The 16965-nt window shown below is 51.5% G+C and carries 15 protein-coding genes; 11 read left to right on the top strand and 4 right to left on the bottom strand.

Going from position 1 to position 16965, the window contains the following annotated elements; all coding sequences use genetic code 11:
* Nucleotides 1–12 precede the first annotated feature (12 nt).
* Nucleotides 13–1185, top strand: a complete 1173-nt coding sequence (locus OCH80_RS05485; protein ID WP_404538698.1) for a cation:proton antiporter — start codon at nt 13–15, stop codon at nt 1183–1185.
* Nucleotides 1186–1294: 109 nt separating this feature from the next.
* On the opposite strand, the gene OCH80_RS05480 is transcribed toward OCH80_RS05485, so the two are convergent.
* On the bottom strand, nt 1295–1948 hold the full coding sequence (locus tag OCH80_RS05480) for a lysostaphin resistance A-like protein (protein WP_404538695.1): 654 nt from the start codon (nt 1946–1948) through the stop codon (nt 1295–1297).
* Nucleotides 1949–2032: 84 nt separating this feature from the next.
* Between OCH80_RS05480 and OCH80_RS05475 the strand changes: the two genes are divergently transcribed.
* Both OCH80_RS05475 and OCH80_RS05470 read left to right on the top strand, forming a co-directional pair.
* A complete protein-coding gene (locus OCH80_RS05475; protein WP_404538692.1) occupies nt 2033–3133 on the top strand; it encodes a YdcF family protein in 1101 nt (366 codons plus the stop codon).
* Nucleotides 3134–3401: 268 nt separating this feature from the next.
* Nucleotides 3402–4493 (top strand): BMP family protein, encoded by a 1092-nt coding sequence (locus OCH80_RS05470; RefSeq protein ID WP_404538689.1) that lies wholly within the window; start codon nt 3402–3404, stop codon nt 4491–4493.
* Between the two features lie 250 nt (nt 4494–4743).
* Here OCH80_RS05470 and OCH80_RS05465 read toward each other — a convergent pair whose 3' ends face one another.
* The gene (locus OCH80_RS05465) at nt 4744–5115 is read right to left on the bottom strand and encodes a hypothetical protein (protein WP_404538686.1); all 372 of its coding nucleotides are present in this window, start codon (nt 5113–5115) and stop codon (nt 4744–4746) included.
* 44 nt (nt 5116–5159) lie between these two features.
* Nucleotides 5160–5570: a hypothetical protein gene (locus OCH80_RS05460; RefSeq protein ID WP_302188421.1), complete on the bottom strand. Its 411-nt coding sequence runs from the start codon at nt 5568–5570 to the stop codon at nt 5160–5162.
* Between the two features lie 42 nt (nt 5571–5612).
* Between OCH80_RS05460 and OCH80_RS05455 the strand changes: the two genes are divergently transcribed.
* From OCH80_RS05455 to OCH80_RS05420, 8 genes are all read left to right on the top strand, one after another.
* A complete protein-coding gene (locus tag OCH80_RS05455) occupies nt 5613–6653 on the top strand; it encodes a serine/threonine protein kinase (RefSeq protein WP_404538682.1) in 1041 nt (346 codons plus the stop codon).
* A gap of 94 nt (nt 6654–6747) precedes the next feature.
* Nucleotides 6748–7344, top strand: a complete 597-nt coding sequence (locus tag OCH80_RS05450; protein WP_404538679.1) for a DUF4352 domain-containing protein — start codon at nt 6748–6750, stop codon at nt 7342–7344.
* 184 nt (nt 7345–7528) lie between these two features.
* Nucleotides 7529–8626 (top strand): BMP family protein, encoded by a 1098-nt coding sequence (locus OCH80_RS05445; protein ID WP_404538676.1) that lies wholly within the window; start codon nt 7529–7531, stop codon nt 8624–8626.
* A 342-nt stretch (nt 8627–8968) separates the two neighbouring features.
* Complete coding sequence (locus tag OCH80_RS05440; RefSeq protein ID WP_404538673.1) at nt 8969–10054, top strand: BMP family protein; 1086 nt, start codon at nt 8969–8971, stop codon at nt 10052–10054.
* Nucleotides 10055–10130: 76 nt separating this feature from the next.
* A complete protein-coding gene (locus OCH80_RS05435) occupies nt 10131–11675 on the top strand; it encodes an ABC transporter ATP-binding protein (protein WP_154549217.1) in 1545 nt (514 codons plus the stop codon).
* Nucleotides 11668–12804 (top strand): ABC transporter permease, encoded by a 1137-nt coding sequence (locus OCH80_RS05430; RefSeq protein WP_154549218.1) that lies wholly within the window; start codon nt 11668–11670, stop codon nt 12802–12804. The genes OCH80_RS05435 and OCH80_RS05430 overlap by 8 nt, the downstream gene beginning before the upstream one ends.
* A complete protein-coding gene (locus OCH80_RS05425; protein ID WP_154549219.1) occupies nt 12804–13760 on the top strand; it encodes an ABC transporter permease in 957 nt (318 codons plus the stop codon). The genes OCH80_RS05430 and OCH80_RS05425 overlap by 1 nt, the downstream gene beginning before the upstream one ends.
* 205 nt (nt 13761–13965) lie before the next feature.
* Nucleotides 13966–15366 carry an MFS transporter gene (locus tag OCH80_RS05420; protein ID WP_404538668.1) on the top strand — a complete coding sequence of 467 codons (1401 nt, stop codon included), beginning with the start codon at nt 13966–13968 and terminating at the stop codon, nt 15364–15366.
* A 262-nt stretch (nt 15367–15628) separates the two neighbouring features.
* On the opposite strand, the gene OCH80_RS05415 is transcribed toward OCH80_RS05420, so the two are convergent.
* The gene (locus OCH80_RS05415) at nt 15629–16858 is read right to left on the bottom strand and encodes an MFS transporter (RefSeq protein WP_404538665.1); all 1230 of its coding nucleotides are present in this window, start codon (nt 16856–16858) and stop codon (nt 15629–15631) included.
* Nucleotides 16859–16965 lie beyond the last annotated feature (107 nt).

Here is a 16965-nt window from a genome sequence, read left to right as displayed (position 1 = left end):
ATGGAGGGAATTATGGAATTTATTGGCCAACTTATTCTTGTCTTGCTGATGACGACTCTGCTGGGGCAGGTCTTTGCCCGCTTCAACTGGCCGCCGGTCATCGGCCAGCTCTTGTCCGGGATCGTCCTGGGCCCAGCCGTGCTGGGCTGGATTCACGTCAACGAGACCATGACGCTTTTTTCCGACATCGGGGTCATCCTGCTGATGTTCCTGGCGGGGATGGAAAGCGACTTGGACCTGCTCAAAAAGTACTTTAAGATCAGCTTCACGGTCGCGGCCGTTGGGGTCATCCTCCCAATCATCTTCATCGGCGGGGCCTGCCTGGTCTTCAAGATGAAGTTCCTGGAAGCCCTGTTCATCGGGATCGTCTTCGCGGCTACCAGCGTGTCGATCTCCGTTGAGGTCCTCCGCGACACCAACCAGCTGCAGACCAAGGCCGGCACGACCATTCTGGGGGCCGCCGTGGTTGACGACATCCTGGCCGTGATCACCCTGAGCCTATTCACGACCTTCAGCCACGAGGGCGGCAAGTCCGGCTTGACCAGCAACTTCTACTTGAACCTGCTCTTTGAAGCCCTCTTCTTCGTCTTTGTCTGGGTCGTCTACAAGTACATTGCCCCAACCTTCATGAAGCTGGCGGAAAAAATCAACGTCAACTACTCAGTCGTGATTGCCTCCCTGGTTCTGGCCCTGGGCCTGGCCTACATCGCGGAATTCGTCGGCCTGAGCGCCGTGGTGGGCGCCTTCTTCGGCGGGCTGGCCATCCGGCAGACCAAGCAGGAAAAAGAGGTCAACTCCTCCGTTTCCGCCATCGGCTATTCAGTCTTCATTCCGGCCTTCTTTGTCAACATTGGTCTGTCCATGACTTTTGCCAGCATCGGCAAGGACTTCGTTTTCATCGTCGTAATGACGGTCCTGGGCGTTTTGTCCAAGTTCTGGGCCGGCAAGTACTCCTCTGAAGTCTTCGGCCTGTCCCGGATGGACGGGAACATCGTCGGCGCTGGGATGGTTTCCCGGGGTGAAGTGGCCTTGATCGTCGCCCAGATCGGGATTGCCCACCAGCTCTTCCCGAAGGACATCTATTCCAGCCTGATTTTGGTCATCATCCTGACCACGGTGATCTCCCCGATCATGCTGAACCACTTCATCAATAAAGAGCCAAGCCGCTTAAGGAAAAAACTCTAACGAATAAAAAAGGCTTCTAGAAGTGAAAAAACTTCTGGAAGCCTTTTTATGTATCTCATTTTCCAATGTCATTAAGTTAAGCACTGCCGCGTTTTTTCCCAGGCTCTTTTTAAATAACGCTCAATGCGTTCCACATAATGTGCGTCAGCATGGAGTAGCGGAGGTCGCGGGTGGTCATGTAGACCCAGCCCAAGACGCAGCCCATCATCCAGTAGACGACCAGGAAGGGCGAGAAAGTCGGGTCATGAACGTAGCCAAAGGCGAAGCCGGAAGCGACGATCGCGATCCACTTGACCCAGCGGGACTTGTTGTTGAAGAAAATGTTGATGGCAAAGCCGCGGAAGATCAGTTCCTCGCAGACTGGTCCCACGAAGACCACCATCACGTTGTAAGTCGGCCCCGCCGCCTGCTGGAGCGTGTCCAGGTCCTGCTGGTTGGCCGAGGTCCCGCCGCCGATCACGGACATGATCAGCGTGTACAGGGCCATCATGATCAAGAAGCCCAGGGCGCTGACCCCTAATTTCCACCAGCTGAAATATGGCGGCTGGTTAAAGCCCCACTCGTTCTTATCCGCCAGCTGGCTCTTGTAAAGAAAGGACGCGAACCAGAAGACCAGGACGGTAAAGAAAGCCAGGACGAAGGCCTCCGCGTGGCCAAAGTTGAAGACGCTAGGATAAAAATAGAAATTCTGCAGCGTGCTGTAAAGCTCGATCACGACTGCCAGTTCAATTATATAGAACAAATAGTGGCCGATTTTTTTCACAATTGTCACCTTCATGTCAAAAATTAACTTTCTTCCATTATAATAAAGTTTAGCCGATTTACTATGAATAAAGGATGAACAATCATGCCTGCAACCTTAAATAATTTGCTGTTTTTCTTCAGTCAAAACCGCACTTTCAGCTACTTTACCGTCCTGGTGGCCCTGGCTTTGATCACTTTTCTCTTTTCCTGGCTCACTGAGCCGCGCAAGCTGATCAACGGGGTCTTTTTCACCTTCTTCATCGCGGCCTTGGCAGCCTGGTTCACCTTTCTGGTCTACGCGACCAACCTGCCCAGCTTCCGCAAGGCCTACCTGGCCGTGGGCGCCGCCCTGGTCGGGGCGGTGGCGGCCATCGTCTTCTTCTCCTGGGTTCTCCTCCTATGGAACTCCTACGTGGTCTTGAAGCACGAAAGCCACACCCTGCCCAACCTTTTGACCCTGATCCTGGCCATTGGCATGCTGGCCGTCTGGATTTTCATCTTCCTCACCCACATCAACCGGTCCACCCCGGCTTGGGTGCAGCTGCTGCTGGACATCGTGCCCAGCCTGGCAATCTACCTGGCGGCCATCATGTACAACTTCTTGATCAACCTCCTGCTCTACCAGATCGTGCCGCGCCATTATAAGGCCGACTACCTGATCGTGCTGGGGGCTGGGCTGATCAACGGGGACAAGGTCTCCAACCTCCTGGCGGCCAGAATCAACCGGGCTATCCAGTTTGCCGTCCACCAAGTAGAAAAAGGACGCAAGATGCCCAAGATCATCATGTCCGGCGGCCAAGGCCCCAATGAAACGACCTCTGAAGCGGCCGCGATGGCCAAGTACGCTGAAAAAAGAGGTCTCGACCCCAGCCTGATCCTGCTGGAAGACCAGTCTAGAAACACGGAGCAGAACATGGAGTTCTCCCGCCTGATCGCGATTGAGGACTTTGGCAGCGATGGCTTCAACGCCACCTTTTTCACCAGCAACTACCACCTCTTCCGGGCCGCCATCTATGCCAAGGAGGCCGGCTTGGAGGCCAATGGGGTCGGCTCCTACACCCGCCCCTACTACCTGCCCAACGCCATCCTGCGCGAATTCGCGGGCATCTTCGTCAAATACCGGACCCGGCACTTCACGGTGATGGCCTTGATCATCGCGGTCTACATCGTCCTGGCCATCTGCAGCGCCGTGGGCGTGATCTGATCGCCCCCGCGGGCTTGACTAGATATCCTGTAAAAAGTTATGCAAGACTACTATATCTTGTGTAACTTTTTTCTTTGGCAAAAAAATTCAAAAATTTTGCCTGGCCTGACCTCCGGCTTACTCCCCCATGAGTTGGTCCTTGCTATAGTTTTTTAGCAATAAGCCCGCGAGCTTGATCTGACAGCCACTTGATCTTGTGGAACATTTTGACAGAGCCACTAAATATTGATACGATCTTGTACGTGACAAATTTAAGGGGGATTCTATTTTGAGCAATAAATTCAAGCAACTTTTAGCAAGCAGCAGCATTATCGTGGCCGGCCTGGCTTTGACGGCCTGCTCCGGGGCCAAGCAAAACGGGGGCAGCTCCAATAAGAAGAGTTCCGCCAGCGTGGCCTTGATCACCGACATCGCCGGGGTTGACGATCACTCATTCAACGAGTCCGGCTGGAAGGGCATGGTCGCCTACGGCAAGGAAATGGGGCTCAAGCGTGGGACCAACGGCTACCAGTACTTTGAATCCGGTTCGGCTTCCGACTTTACGCCGAACATCAACCAGGCGGTTTCAGCCGGCTATAAGACCATTTTTGGGGTCGGCTACTCACTTAAGGGGGCAATTGCTTCAGCAGCTAAGAAGCATACTGACAAGAACTTCGTGATTATCGATGACGTGATCAAGGGGCAAAAGAACGTAGCCTCCGCCAACTTCAAGTCTCAAGACGCGTCCTACATGGCCGGGGTCATCGCGGCCAAGACTACCAAGACCAACGTCGTTGGCTTCATTGGCGGGGTCAGCGGCCATATCGTGGGTCTTTTTGACGCTGGCTTCACTAAGGGCGTCCAGGACGAAGCCAAGAAGGAAGGCAAGAAGATTACCATCCTGAACCAGTACGTGGGCTCCTTCACGGCTGCTGACAAGGAAAAGTCAATTGCCAAGGCCATGTTCGCCAAGAAGGCAGACGTAATCTTCCACGCTTCAGGTTCAGCCGGCCAAGGGCTGTTCAGTGAAGCCAAGGCCATCGATGAGCAGCTGCCAGCCAACTCCAGCAAGAAGGTTTGGGCTATCGGCGTTGACTCTGACCAGTCAAACCTGGGCAAGTACAAGGCCAAGGACGGCAAGCAAAGCAACGCCTGCCTGACCAGCGTCATGACCGGGGTCAATGTTGCTGTTAAGGATATCTCTGAAAAGGCAGCCAAGGGCAAGTTCCCAGGCGGCAAGCAGCTGGTCTACGGCCTGAAGCACAACGGGGTCTACCTGACCCGGGGCTACGTGTCAAACGCGGCCTGGAAGCAGGCACAAAATGCCCGCGACCAGATTTTGGCCGGCAAGATCACTGTGCCAGAAAGTCCAAGCAAGTAAGCAAACAAAGCTCTAACGAATAAAAAAGGCTTCTAGAAGTGAAAAACTTCTGGGGGCCTTTTTATGTATCTCAAATCACAGCAGAGAGCTGCTGATTCCCGAAAAGTACCCAACTGCCGCGGTTTTCTCACATTCGATTGCCCAAATACCAAAAAACGCTCATCTAAATCAGATGAGCGTCCTAAGGCCTTGCCCAAAGTCAATGTTTTAATTTAATGACATTGAGTTTTTCCTAGAAATTTTTTGCGTATTAATTTTTCCCGGCTTTAACAGACCAAGTGACCAGGAGCAAGCCAGCGAGAAACATCGCTTCCGGCAGCAGCATGCTGGATAAGTCAAAAGCAGCATCCCGCAAGAAGTAGAAGGCCAGCAAGGCACTGATGATCAAGACAGCCGCGAAGTCGCGCCAGTCTTCACTGGTGAAAGCTTGCCGGTCCTTTTTGACAAACATCATGACCAAGCCGGCCATCCCCAGCAGCAGATAGAGAGCCGCGATCACCAAAAGCACCAGCGCCGTTTCAAACTCTTCCCTGGCTAGCATCCCTTCAACCAGGAGCAGGCCCCCGCTGGTCAGAAAAATCACTGCCAATTTCCGCCAGCTTGTAAAAAATAAACGTTTCATTGCAACTTCCTCCCTAAAAAAACTTATTCTCACATCTTAGCCCCTTAGTTTTCTTCGTTCAAGCTCTGATAGCCGTAATTTGCCAGCTGCTGGTCGGTATCGATCACCGACATATGCCGGACCAAGCAATAGATCAAGATGGCATCCCGCTTCACGTTGGCATATAGGGCGCCATTGTCGCTCAAGGACAGCAAGCGATTGGTGTCAGCCAAAGACAGCTTAAGGCTGAGCGCCAAGGCCAAAACCTTGTTTCTTGACGGCAAGCGCCGTCCTTTCAAAATCTGGTAGCCATAGCTGCGCTCAATCATGGCCTCATTGAACAGGTCGCTCTTTTTGACCCCTTTATCCGCGATCAGCTTGTTCAAGCAGCCGGCAAAATTGTAATCAGCCACCTGATCGAGTACATTAGAAATATGTTCTTCTTTCAAAGCATCGAGTAATTTATCGGTTTCCATTTTTACCCCCATTGATAACAGAATTGACAGGAAGCGGCAGCAATGAATCAAGGAAAAATAAGCGACTACATCAATCCAGTACCCCTTAAGATAACGGATGACAAGGCAATTTTCAAAGTTGAAAAACTGGTTCCAACGCCCTATATCGAGCGCGTACTTCCTTTAGAATACGCCCCGTTATATGAACAGCTGGCCCAGCTGGAGATTGCGATTCCCAAGATCGTCTGTCTGGAAAAAAGCGACCGCCTGACCGTCGTTGAAGAATACATTGACTCTCCCCGCCTCGACCAGTATCTAAAGACCCACAAACTCAACTCTGACCAGATCCATGACTTGATCTGCCAGCTGCTGGACGTGCTGGATGTCCTGCAGCAGCAGACGCCCCCCATCATCCACCGGGACATCAAGCCAGAAAATATTTTTTATGATGGCAAAAAGCTGATCCTGGCTGATTTTGACATTGCCCGGAACATGCAGGAAGACGCTGACCGCGACACCCGCGTCCTGGGGTCAGTGGGCTACGCGGCCCCGGAGCAGTTCGGCTTCAGCCAGAGCGGGCCAGCCAGTGACTTCTATGCAGTCGGGGTGCTGATGAACGTCCTTTATACCGGCTGCCTGCCCAGCGTCCGCCTTTATAAAGGACCAGAACGGGAAATCATTGAAAAAGCTACCCATATCAACAGCCAGAAACGCTACCAAAGTGCCCAGGAATTCAAGGATGCGATTACTGGCTTAGGCCGGTCCAGCTGGCTTTTGCCAGGCTTCCGCAGCCACCAGCCCGCCCGCATGCTTACAGCCGCTTGCGGCTACTTATTGATGCTGTTTAGTTCCTTTAGTATGGACGCCAAGAGCGACTCAGCGGCTGACAGTTTCCTGCTCCGCCTGTCTTTTTTCATGGTTCTTTTCTTGATCGTCCTGTTTGCCTGCAACTACCGCAATATCAAGAGCATGTGCCTTTTCCATTCATCCAAGTCCAAATTTACCCGGGCCTGCGGGATCACCATCAGCTACCTGCTCGTGGCCACGGTTTTGACCACGGCTTTAGCCGCTTTATCGGTAGCGATTTCATCTTTTGGCCATTAGTGGGCTGCCTGCCCACCAATCCTTCTCTTTAAAAGTCTACACTTAAACTGTCGCTGGTTTATGTGAGAGTTAAAAAATTGAAGGAATAGGAATCATGGCAAAGCAAATCAAAGATGAGAATGGAAATGTGTACGTACAAAAGAAGAAGTTCTATAAGCGCTGGTGGTTCTGGCTGTTAGTCGCGCTGGTTGTCGTTTTCCTCGGACGCGGGGCCTTTGGCGGATCAAGCGACAGCGACAGCAGCTCTGACTCAGCCGCCAAGTCCCAGACCAGCTCTAAGAAAAAAGCTGAAGCTAACCCTTTGAACAAGGTTTACTCAGTCGGCCAAAAGGCATCTTACAAGGGATATGAAATCAAAGTCAACAGCGTCAAGTTCAGTCAAGGCAGCGAATATAACCAGCCTGACAGCGGAAAGCAGTTCGTGATCATCAATATTACGATTACCAACCACACCGATGAAAGCCAGGACTATAATCCGTTTGACTTCAAGCTGAACGCGGACGGCAACAACACCGACCTCGACGCAATTGACACGGATGTTGACAACACTCTGGACGCCGGCACCTTGGACAAGGGCGCTTCAGTTTCAGGAAATTTGGTTGGCGAAGCAAAGACTTCTGCCAAAAAGCTGCAGCTGCAATACAAAACCTCAATTTGGAACGACAATACGGTTAAATTCAAGCTCAAATAAACCGCGAAAGCAAAGCCTGCGAGAGCCAGGCTTTGCTTTTTTCGTTAACCGCTGTTAAAAAGCAGTTCGGAAACTAACTTAAAATGTTGCTTTTTTATATTTTTTAATTATAATAAGCTAGAGCAAAAATAAACATCTTGCACGATCGTTGTGTAAACATTCGTGTTGTAACGGAGGAAATTACGTGTCTGTTTCTAAATTTAAAAAGTTAGCGACCATCGCTGCTGCCGCTGTCTCAGTTTCAGTTCTGCTGACTGCCTGCCAAGGCAAGAAGTCAGCATCTTCAACTGGCACTAAGACGACTAAGCACAGCATTGCCCTGATCACTGACAACAACGCCATTGACGACCACTCATTCAACCAAGCAGCCTGGACTGGCTTCAAGGCTTTTGGCAAGAAGCATGGTCTTAAGCAAGGCAAGGGCGGCTACCAATACTTTGAATCATCATCAGCAGCCGACTTTACGCCAAACGCCAACGAAGCAGCCAACTCAGGCTTTGAAACCATCTTCGGCGTTGGCTACCAATTGACTAGCGCCATCAAGGCCGCGGCCAAGAAGAACCCTAAGAAGAACTTCGTAATCATCGACGACGTCATCACTGGCCAAAAGAACGCTGCTTCCGTTACCTTCGAAAGCAACCAAGCATCCTACCTGGCTGGTATCGCTGCCGCTTACACGACCAAGACTAACCACGTTGGCTACATTGGCGGGGCTAAGTCAGCTACTCTGGAACTGTTCGAAGCCGGCTTCAAGCAAGGTGTTGAAGCAGGTGCCAAGGCTTTAGGCAAGAAGATCAAGATTGACGACCAATACATCGGCAACTTCACTTCAACCGACAAGGCTAAGTCAATCGCCCAATCAATGTACGCCAGCGGCGCGGACATCATCTACCACGCAGCCGGCAACGCTGGTAACGGGGTCTTCACTGAAGCCAAGGACATCAACAAGAACCGCAAGGCTTCCAAGAAGGTTTGGGTCATCGGTGTTGACGTTGACCAATCAAACTTGGGCAACTACACTTCAAAGGACGGCAAGAAGGAAAACTTCGTGCTGACTTCAGTCCTGAAGGGTCTGGACGTTGCTGTTGAACGGATCGCTGAAAAGGCATACCAAGGCAAGTTCCCAGGCGGCAAGCACTTTGTCTACACTCTTGAAGGCAACGGCGTTTCCGTAACCAAGGGCAACATCGACTCCAAGACTTGGAGCAAGGTTCAAGCAGCCCGCAAGCAAATCTTGGACGGCAAGGTCAAGGTTGCTGAAAGCGTAAGCGACTTGAAGTAATCTCAAACAACTGATTTTTAAAGGCACTCATCAAGCGATGGGCGCCTTTTTGCTTTGCCTTGGCATTGCTTCAAGACCCAGTTGGATTTTCGGAAGCTCTTCCCGAAAAAGCACCTCAACCAACTCAAAATCCGCCTAACCCGAAGACTGGTCTAGACAAAGCAACCGTATCGTTCGCAATTTAACCGTTTTCTTAGCTTGGATTTCTTTTTTGCTTTTAAATTCTTAAAAAAAGCGAATATTCGCCTATTTAACCTCTTGCTTTTTCCCAAACCAAATGCTATCTTTAATACATAAATGTTCGTATATCACAAAAATAAAAAAGAAAGAAGTCATTTTGCTATGCGCTTTAATTACAAGAAATTGGTTGCCGCAGGAGCAGCCACTCTGTCAGTTGCCGCTGTTTTGACTGCCTGCTCCGGCAAGAAGTCAAACACCACAGTCAACAAGGATACCAAGCACGGGATCGCTTTGATCACTGACGGCAACGGTGTCGACGACCACTCCTTCAACCAAGCCGCTTGGTCTGGCTTTAAGGACTACGGCAAGGAACACGGCTTGAAGCAAGGCAAGGGCGGTTACCAGTACTTTGAATCTTCATCTGCTGCTGACTTTACCCCTAACTTGACGCAAGCTGCTCAAGCCGGCTACCAAACCATCTACGGCGTTGGCTACATGCTGACTGACTCAGTTAAAGCTGCATCAAAGAAGAACCCTAAGAAGAACTTTGTCTTGATCGACTCAGTCATCACTGGCCGCAAGAACGTTGCTTCCGTTACTTTCAAGAGCAACGAAGCTTCATACCTTGGCGGTCTGGCTGCTGCCTACACTACCAAGACCAACAAGGTCGGCTTCATCGGCGGGGCTAAGTCCAGCGTTCTTGACCTGTTCGAAGCCGGCTTCAAGCAAGGCGTTAAGGACGGTGCCAAGGCTTTAGGCAAGAAGATTACCGTTTACGACCAATACATCGGCAACTTCACCTCAACTGACAAGGCCAAGTCAATCGCCCAATCAATGTACACTGACGGCGCCGACATCATCTACCAAGCTGCCGGCAACGCCGGCAACGGTGTCTTCACCGAAGCCAAGACCCGCAACAAGGCCACTACTGCCGCTAAGAAGGTTTGGGTTATCGGCGTTGACGTTGACCAAGCAAACTTGGGTAACTACACTTCTAAAGACGGCAAGAAGGCCAACTTCACGCTGACCTCTGTATTAAAGGGGCTGCGCTTCGCATGCAAGGACATCGCTGACAAGGCCTACGACGGCAAATTCCCTGGCGGTAAGGTAATTTCCTACGGCTTGGCTCACGATGGCGTTTCCGTCACTAAGGGCAACCTTGACGCCAAGACCTGGAAGGCAGTTCAAGCTGCCCGCAAGCAAATCTTGGCTGGCAAAATTAAAGTTGCAACTACTCCAAGTAAGTAGCACAATATATAGTAGTCAATTTGAAACACTCCGCATATTTACGGAGTGTTTTTTGTAAAAGGAAAGCTTTTATCATATGGAAAAAGAGACCAACAACATCATTGAGATGCGCCATATCGTGAAAGACTTTAACGGTTTTAAAGCCAACAACGATATCAACCTCACGCTCCGCAAGGGCGAAATCCTGGCGCTTCTTGGCGAAAACGGTGCCGGCAAGTCAACGCTGATGAGCATTCTGTCCGGGCTGCTTGAGCCAACCTCTGGCGAGATCTACGTGCGCGGCAAGAAAGTCAACATTTCTGGCCCTAACGCCGCCACCAGCCTGGGGATCGGGATGGTGCACCAGCACTTTATGCTGGCCCAAGCCTTCACCGTTTTGGAAAACATCATTTTAGGCCACGAGCCAACCAAGGGTCCATCCCTGGACTTCAAGAAGGCCCGCGAGCAGATCGTCAACCTGTCCAAGCAATACGGCCTGGACATTGATCCTGACGCTAAGATTTCCGACATTACCGTGGCCCAGCAGCAAAGAGTCGAAATCATGAAGGTCCTCTACCGCGGGGCTGACATCTTGATCTTCGACGAACCTACCGCGGTCCTGACGCCGCAAGAAATCGTGGAATTCATCAAGATCATGAAGAACCTGGCCAAGGAAGGCAAGTCCATCATCTTGATCACCCACAAGCTGAAGGAAATCAAGGAAAGTGCCGACAGAGTCACGGTCATCCGGGCTGGGAAGAGCATCCAGACCGTTGACGTCGCTGACGCTGATGACGAACAGCTGGCTGAAATGATGGTTGGCCACCACGTCAACTTCAAGCTGGACAAGCCGGACATTGACCTGGGCAAGGAAGTGCTGCAGGTCAAGGACCTCCACGTCAAGGAAGACCGGGGAACTGAAGCCGTCAAGGGTCTCTCCTTCACCATCCACGGCGGGGAAGTGCTCGGTCTGGCCGGGATCGACGGCAACGGCCAGGACGAACTGGTCGAAGCCATTACTGGCCTGCGCCATGTAGAAAGCGGGTCAGTCATGATCAATGGCCAGGACCTGACCAACAAGCCAGTCCGCGAAATCACTGAAAGCGGCGTGGCCCACATCCCAGCCGACCGGCAAAAGTACGGCTTGATCTTAAGCCTGCCGCTGTCAGAAAACATGGCTCTGCAGACTTACTACAAGCAGCCTTACTCCAAGCATGGCATCATGAACGAAAAGGCCATCCGGGAACATGCCCGGGAACTGATCAAGAAGTTCGACGTCCGCACGACCAGTGAACAATTGCCAGCCAGCGACCTGTCCGGTGGTAACCAGCAAAAGGCCATTATCGCCCGGGAACTGGACCGCGACGCTGACTTGATCATTGCCTTCCAGCCAACGCGTGGTCTGGACGTTGGGGCGATTGAGTACATCCACTCCCAGCTGCTTGCCCAACGCAACGCCGGCAAGGCCATCCTGCTCGTGTCCTACGAACTGGATGAAATCCTGCAATTGTCAGACCGGATCGTCGTCCTGCACGACGGGACTGAATCCGGTGAAGTTGACCCAGACCAGACCAGCGAAACCGAATTAGGTTTGCTGATGACTGGCAAGCATTTAGACAAGGAGGCCACCGCTAATGATTAAGGTCAGCCCAAAAACTAAGCGGCTGTTAGTGCCAATCGTATCCGTTATCGCCGGCTTTTTGGTCGGTGCCATCATCATGCTGGCTTGGAGCTACAATCCTTTTGAAGCCTATGGGTCAATGTTTGACAGTGCCCTGGGCTCAATGAACGGGATTGGGGAAACCATCCGCAACGCGACGCCTTTGATCTTCATCGCGATCGGCTTCCAGATTTCCTCAGCCGCCGGCTTCTTCAACATCGGTCTGCCAGGCCAGGCGCAAGCCGGCTGGCTGACCGCCATCTGGATCGGCTTGGCCTTCAAGAATCTGCCAGGCTACATCCTGCTGCCATTTGAAGTCATCGCCGGCATCGTGGCTGGCGCCCTGGTTGCCGGGATCGCCGGCTGGCTGCGGGCCTACTTCGGGACCAACGAAGTTATCTCCACCATCATGCTCAACTACATCGTCTTGTACCTGTGCCAATACCTGCACCAAGACGTCATGTCCAAGAACCTGCGGATCGACACTGACACCACTAAGGCTGTTGGCGCCAACGGCAGCATGCGGATTCCTTGGCTGAGCGACATGTTCGGCGGGTCCAGAATCAGCGGCGGGGTCTTCCTGGCCCTGATCGCCCTGGTCATCTTCTGGTTCTTGATGAAGAAGACCACGGTCGGCTTTGAAATCAAGGCCGTCGGCTTGAACCCATTCGCCAGCCGCTACGCCGGCATGAGCGACAAGAAGAACATCGTCGTTTCCATGCTTTTGTCCGGGGCCTTCTGTGGCCTGGGCGGGGTCGTACAAGGTCTGGGGACCTACCAAAACTACTTCACGCAGACGACTACCCTGGACATTGGCTGGGACGGGATGTCCGTTGCCCTGCTGGGCGGCATGAGCGCCATCGGCATCCTGCTGGCCTCCCTGCTCTTCTCCATTTTGAAGATCGGTGGTCTGGGGATGCAGACGGTTGCCGGGATTCCATTCGAAATCGTCTCCATCGTCATCGCGGCCATCATCTTCTTCGTCGCCATCAGCTGGGCAGTCGGCCTGCTTTTCAAGGAAAAGAAGTCTGACAAGACCGCGACCTACATCGCGACCACGGAAACGGCCAACCGGGCCAAAGCCAAGCAGAATGAAGGAGGGGAAGCATAATGAACTTCGTGACTGTATTAGCCTTAATCGTTTCATCAACTTTAGTCTATTCGGCTCCCCTGATTTTCACTTCACTGGGCGGGGCCTTCAGTGAAAACTCCGGGATCGTCAACGTCGGCCTGGAAGGGATCATGACCATGGGGGCCTTCACCTCCGTCGTCTTCAACCTGAGCTGCGCCAGCACTTTTGGCACGGCAACCCCTTGGATCGGGGCGCTGCTCGGCGGGATCGTCGGGATCATCTTCTCCCTGCTCCACGCCGTAGCCACCATCAACTGGCGGGCTGACCACGTTATTTCCGGGACGGTCTTGAACCTGATGGCGCCGCCACTGGCCGTCTTCCTGGTTAAGGCCATCTACAACAAGGGGCAGACCGAAAACATCACCCAAAACTTCGGCTACTTCTCCTTCCCAGGTCTGGCCAAGATTCCGGTTCTGGGGCCAATCTTCTTCAAGAACACCTCAGCTCCAGCCTGGGTAGCCATCGTCTTGTCCATCTTCCTCTACTGGGTCCTGTACAAGACCAGATTTGGCCTGCGCCTGCGGTCCAGCGGTGAAAATCCGCAAGCTGCCGATACCTTGGGGATCAACGTCTACAAGATGCGCTACGCCGGCGTCCTGATCTCCGGCTTCCTTGGCGGGATCGGCGGGGCAGTCTTCGCTGAAGCAATTTCCGGCAACTTCTCAGTTTCCACGATTGCCGGTCAAGGCTTCATGGCCTTGGCAGCCATGATTTTCGGTCGCTACAACCCAGTTGGGGCCATGCTTTCCTCATTGTTCTTTGGCTTTGCCCAAAGCTTGAGCATCATCGGCGACCAAATCCCTGGCATCTCCAGCCTGCCATCAGTCTACCTGCAGATCGCGCCTTACGTGATCACCATCGTGGTCCTGGTCATCTTCTTCGGCAAGACGGTCGGGCCTGCAGCTGACGGGCAGAACTACATCAAGTCCAAATAAAGAAAACAGGGCACGCGCCCTGTTTTTTACTGACATTTTTTGACAAAAAATGCTAAAGTAGATTAATGACAAGTTTTTAAAGCAAGCTTTGTGGAGCTTGATTCACTAGAATATTTGCGTTTGACTCCAATTCGGTGAATCCAAAGACCCTTTCCGGGTCCGGATTCGCTGAATTGGAGTTTTTTTATCGGAGGTTTTAATTTTAATGGATGCTCATGAAAAAGTCGCCCCTTCCGTGATCTGGTCGATCGTCGGCACTGCCGGCGTGGCCTGCAGCGGGGTCTTGGTGGAAACGTCAATGAACGTGACCTTCCCGACCCTGATGAAGGTCTTTAACCAGTCCTTGAACAATGTGCAGTGGATCACCACGGCCTACCTGCTGGCCGTGACCCTGACGATCGTCCTGGCGGCCTACCTGCAGCGCAGCTTCAAGTTCAAGAGCCTGATCATCGCGGCAGGCACGGCCTCGGTCATCGGCGGAGCAATCTGCATGCTGACCAACTCCTTGCCGGTCATGCTGCTTGGGCGGATCATTCAAGGGATCGGGACGGGGATTGCCATGCCCCTGCTCTTCTCAATCATCATGCTGGAGGTTCCGCGGGCCAAGCAGGGCTCTTTTGTCGGGATCGCAGGGATGATCATCGCCTTGGCGCCGTCACTCGGGCCAACCTACGGGGGGATCTGCCTGTCCGCCCTCAACTGGCGCTTCAACTTTATTTTTACCCTGCCAATCACCATTATCTTCTGCATCATCGCGGCCTGCTTCATGAGCGACAATGAGGCTCACCGGGACCACTTTAATTTCAGCGAGTACCTCTTGATCGTCCTGGCCTTGATCGCCCTGACCCTGGCCGTCAACAATCTGAGCTCCGGCTTGGCTAACCCACTGGTTTGGGGTGGGCTTTTGGTTGCGGTTATTTCCTTTGTCATCTTCTTCAAATTGGCCAAGCAGGAAGGCAAGGCCCACATCATCAATATTGCCGTTTTGAAAAATACCAGCTTCAACCTGGGCCTGCTGATCTACACTTTCCTGCAGTTCATTCAGATCAGCCTGACTTTCGTCATCCCTAACCTGGCCCAGCTGGGTCTGAAGACCAGCGCCTTGACCAGCGGGATGCTGCTGCTCCTGGGCAGCCTTCTGTCAGCCTTCTTCGGGCCGGTGATGGGGCGGCTTTTGGACAGCCAGGGCTTTAAGATGCTCTTCTTGACCGGCAGCTGTCTGGCCATGGCCGGCATCCTGCTCTACATTATTTTTGCCCAAAAGCTCTCCATTGCCTTGATCGTGATCTTCCACGTCATGTTCATGACCGGCTTCAGCATGATGTACAACAACTCCATGACGATCGGCCTGCAGCAGCTGGAAGTCATGCACATCGCCGACGGCAATGCCCTCTTCAACATGCTGCAGCAGTACTCCGGCTCGATTGGGACCGCGGCCATGTCCGTAATTATTGCCATCGCCGGCAGCCCTTACCAAGGGCAGAGCAAGCAGGTGGTCATGGGATCACAAGCCGCCTTCATCGTCATGTTTGTCTTCACCCTCTTGATTTTTGCCTGCGTCTTGCGCTTGATCAAGCGCGACAAGCAAGGCCTGATCAAAAACTAAAGCAAACGAAAAGAGTCTGGGAAAAAACTGGACTTTAGATAATTAAAAAAGGTGAAACTCGATGTAATATTTCGAGCTTCATCTTTTTTGATTGGCTGGAAGATTCTCAATACATGACAAAAAGATAGCTTTAGCAGCTCTATGCTCCAGTATTTAGTAACATGAGTGATTTGAGATGCATAGCAAAAAGGCTTCCAGAAGTTTTTCACTTCTAGAAGCCTTTTTTATTCGTTAGAGTCTTTTTTCCCAGACTCTTTTTTCTTCAGATTGAACTATTTACTCTGCTAGTAGAAAGCAATAAATGCAATCCGTCTGCAAAAATAATTATCGCGCACATCATTAAGCACCAGACCGGTTTAATCTGGCCCAAAACAAGCCCGAACAAAGCATATCCCAAAGGTGAAAGCACGGCTACTACTGAACTGGTAGTCGCTCCAACTCTCCCTTGAAGATTAACCGGCACCTTAGTTCTGACATACATGGCATATGGCAAGTTTACCGCGGCCAAACAGGCGCCTACCAGCAGCATGCAAATGCTAAAAATACCAGTAGCAAGCAACTTATTCGGACACAAACATGCTAAAGCTAGTATGATAAAGTCACCCGCTAAAACGATTCCAATTCTGCCGGTCGTCAGCAAATAATTCTTGGGCATTTTGAAAGAAGCTAACAATAGACTGACCAGAAGCATCCCTCCTGCGCAAAAGCTGTCCGCCAATCCATATAAATTTGCAGGGATTCCCAGTTCCTCCATCATAGCGATTGGCAGGCTGACCTCCAGGCCGCTTAAGGCAAAATTGGCAATCACGGCAAAAAGCAGTAATTCCATTAAATAGCGGTCATTTTTGAAGTACTCTAAGCCATTTTTGATGGATAAGAGCCATGAATCACTGATCGCTTCCACTTCAACAGAAATCAAGCGGAAATCCAATAAAGCAATTGCCAGCAAAACCACGCTTTCACCAGCTAATTCAAGCAAAGCAATATTGGAGATGGCGACTGCCCCAGCCAACAAACCGCCCAATATCGGTGCCAAAATAACAGCACCCGCGTCTGTCAGTTGTTCATAGGCAACTAATTTTTGCCGGTGTTCTGCAGCTACCATTGAATTCGTTGAAGCCTTATAGCTGGTCGATTGAAAGGTATCACAAACTGTCAGCACAATACTGCTGGCAACAATAATCAGCAGCCGTTCAGATAATGAAAGCTGCTCTCTAAATAGCGCTATAAACAGTATTACCGCTACAACGCTTGTTGCCTGGGCGATCATGCAAATCTTTTTATGATCATACTTATCAACGCAGAAGCCGATTAAAGAACTCAAAAGCAGGTTGCTCAAAGGCCGAATCAAAAGCAACATGGAAAATAGCATGCTAGAAGATGTCTTTTGCAAAACATACACGCCCAGGCAAAAGGAAAAAGTCGCGCTCGTTAAATTACCGATTCCCAGGCTGCTGATTGCCAGAATTAATTGCTTTTTTGATTTTTGCATATTTCACCTATCGTAAATCCTAGATTTTGCTTTAAAATTAAAGCTAAATAAATTAAAGCATGGATAGCAGACTTGCTTTTTTGGCCTTCTCATATGTGAGAAAAAAG

This window comes from Lactobacillus sp. 23-2 (genome assembly GCF_044902225.1).
Lineage (GTDB): Bacteria > Bacillota > Bacilli > Lactobacillales > Lactobacillaceae > Lactobacillus > Lactobacillus absianus.
Note: the sequence above shows the minus strand (reverse complement) of the source record. Positions and strands in the feature narration are given on the sequence as shown.

What these genes read in the sequence shown, in the direction of transcription:
- OCH80_RS05485 (WP_404538698.1), top strand. Translation starts at nt 13, where the DNA reads ATGGAATTTATTGGCCAACTTATTCTTGTCTTGCTGATGACGACTCTG.
- OCH80_RS05475 (WP_404538692.1), top strand. Translation starts at nt 2,033, where the DNA reads ATGCCTGCAACCTTAAATAATTTGCTGTTTTTCTTCAGTCAAAACCGC.
- OCH80_RS05465 (WP_404538686.1), bottom strand. Translation starts at nt 5,115, where the DNA reads ATGAAACGTTTATTTTTTACAAGCTGGCGGAAATTGGCAGTGATTTTT.
- OCH80_RS05460 (WP_302188421.1), bottom strand. Translation starts at nt 5,570, where the DNA reads ATGGAAACCGATAAATTACTCGATGCTTTGAAAGAAGAACATATTTCT.
- OCH80_RS05455 (WP_404538682.1), top strand. Translation starts at nt 5,613, where the DNA reads ATGAATCAAGGAAAAATAAGCGACTACATCAATCCAGTACCCCTTAAG.
- OCH80_RS05450 (WP_404538679.1), top strand. Translation starts at nt 6,748, where the DNA reads ATGGCAAAGCAAATCAAAGATGAGAATGGAAATGTGTACGTACAAAAG.
- OCH80_RS05440 (WP_404538673.1), top strand. Translation starts at nt 8,969, where the DNA reads ATGCGCTTTAATTACAAGAAATTGGTTGCCGCAGGAGCAGCCACTCTG.
- OCH80_RS05435 (WP_154549217.1), top strand. Translation starts at nt 10,131, where the DNA reads ATGGAAAAAGAGACCAACAACATCATTGAGATGCGCCATATCGTGAAA.
- OCH80_RS05430 (WP_154549218.1), top strand. Translation starts at nt 11,668, where the DNA reads ATGATTAAGGTCAGCCCAAAAACTAAGCGGCTGTTAGTGCCAATCGTA.
- OCH80_RS05425 (WP_154549219.1), top strand. Translation starts at nt 12,804, where the DNA reads ATGAACTTCGTGACTGTATTAGCCTTAATCGTTTCATCAACTTTAGTC.
- OCH80_RS05420 (WP_404538668.1), top strand. Translation starts at nt 13,966, where the DNA reads ATGGATGCTCATGAAAAAGTCGCCCCTTCCGTGATCTGGTCGATCGTC.
- OCH80_RS05415 (WP_404538665.1), bottom strand. Translation starts at nt 16,858, where the DNA reads ATGCAAAAATCAAAAAAGCAATTAATTCTGGCAATCAGCAGCCTGGGA.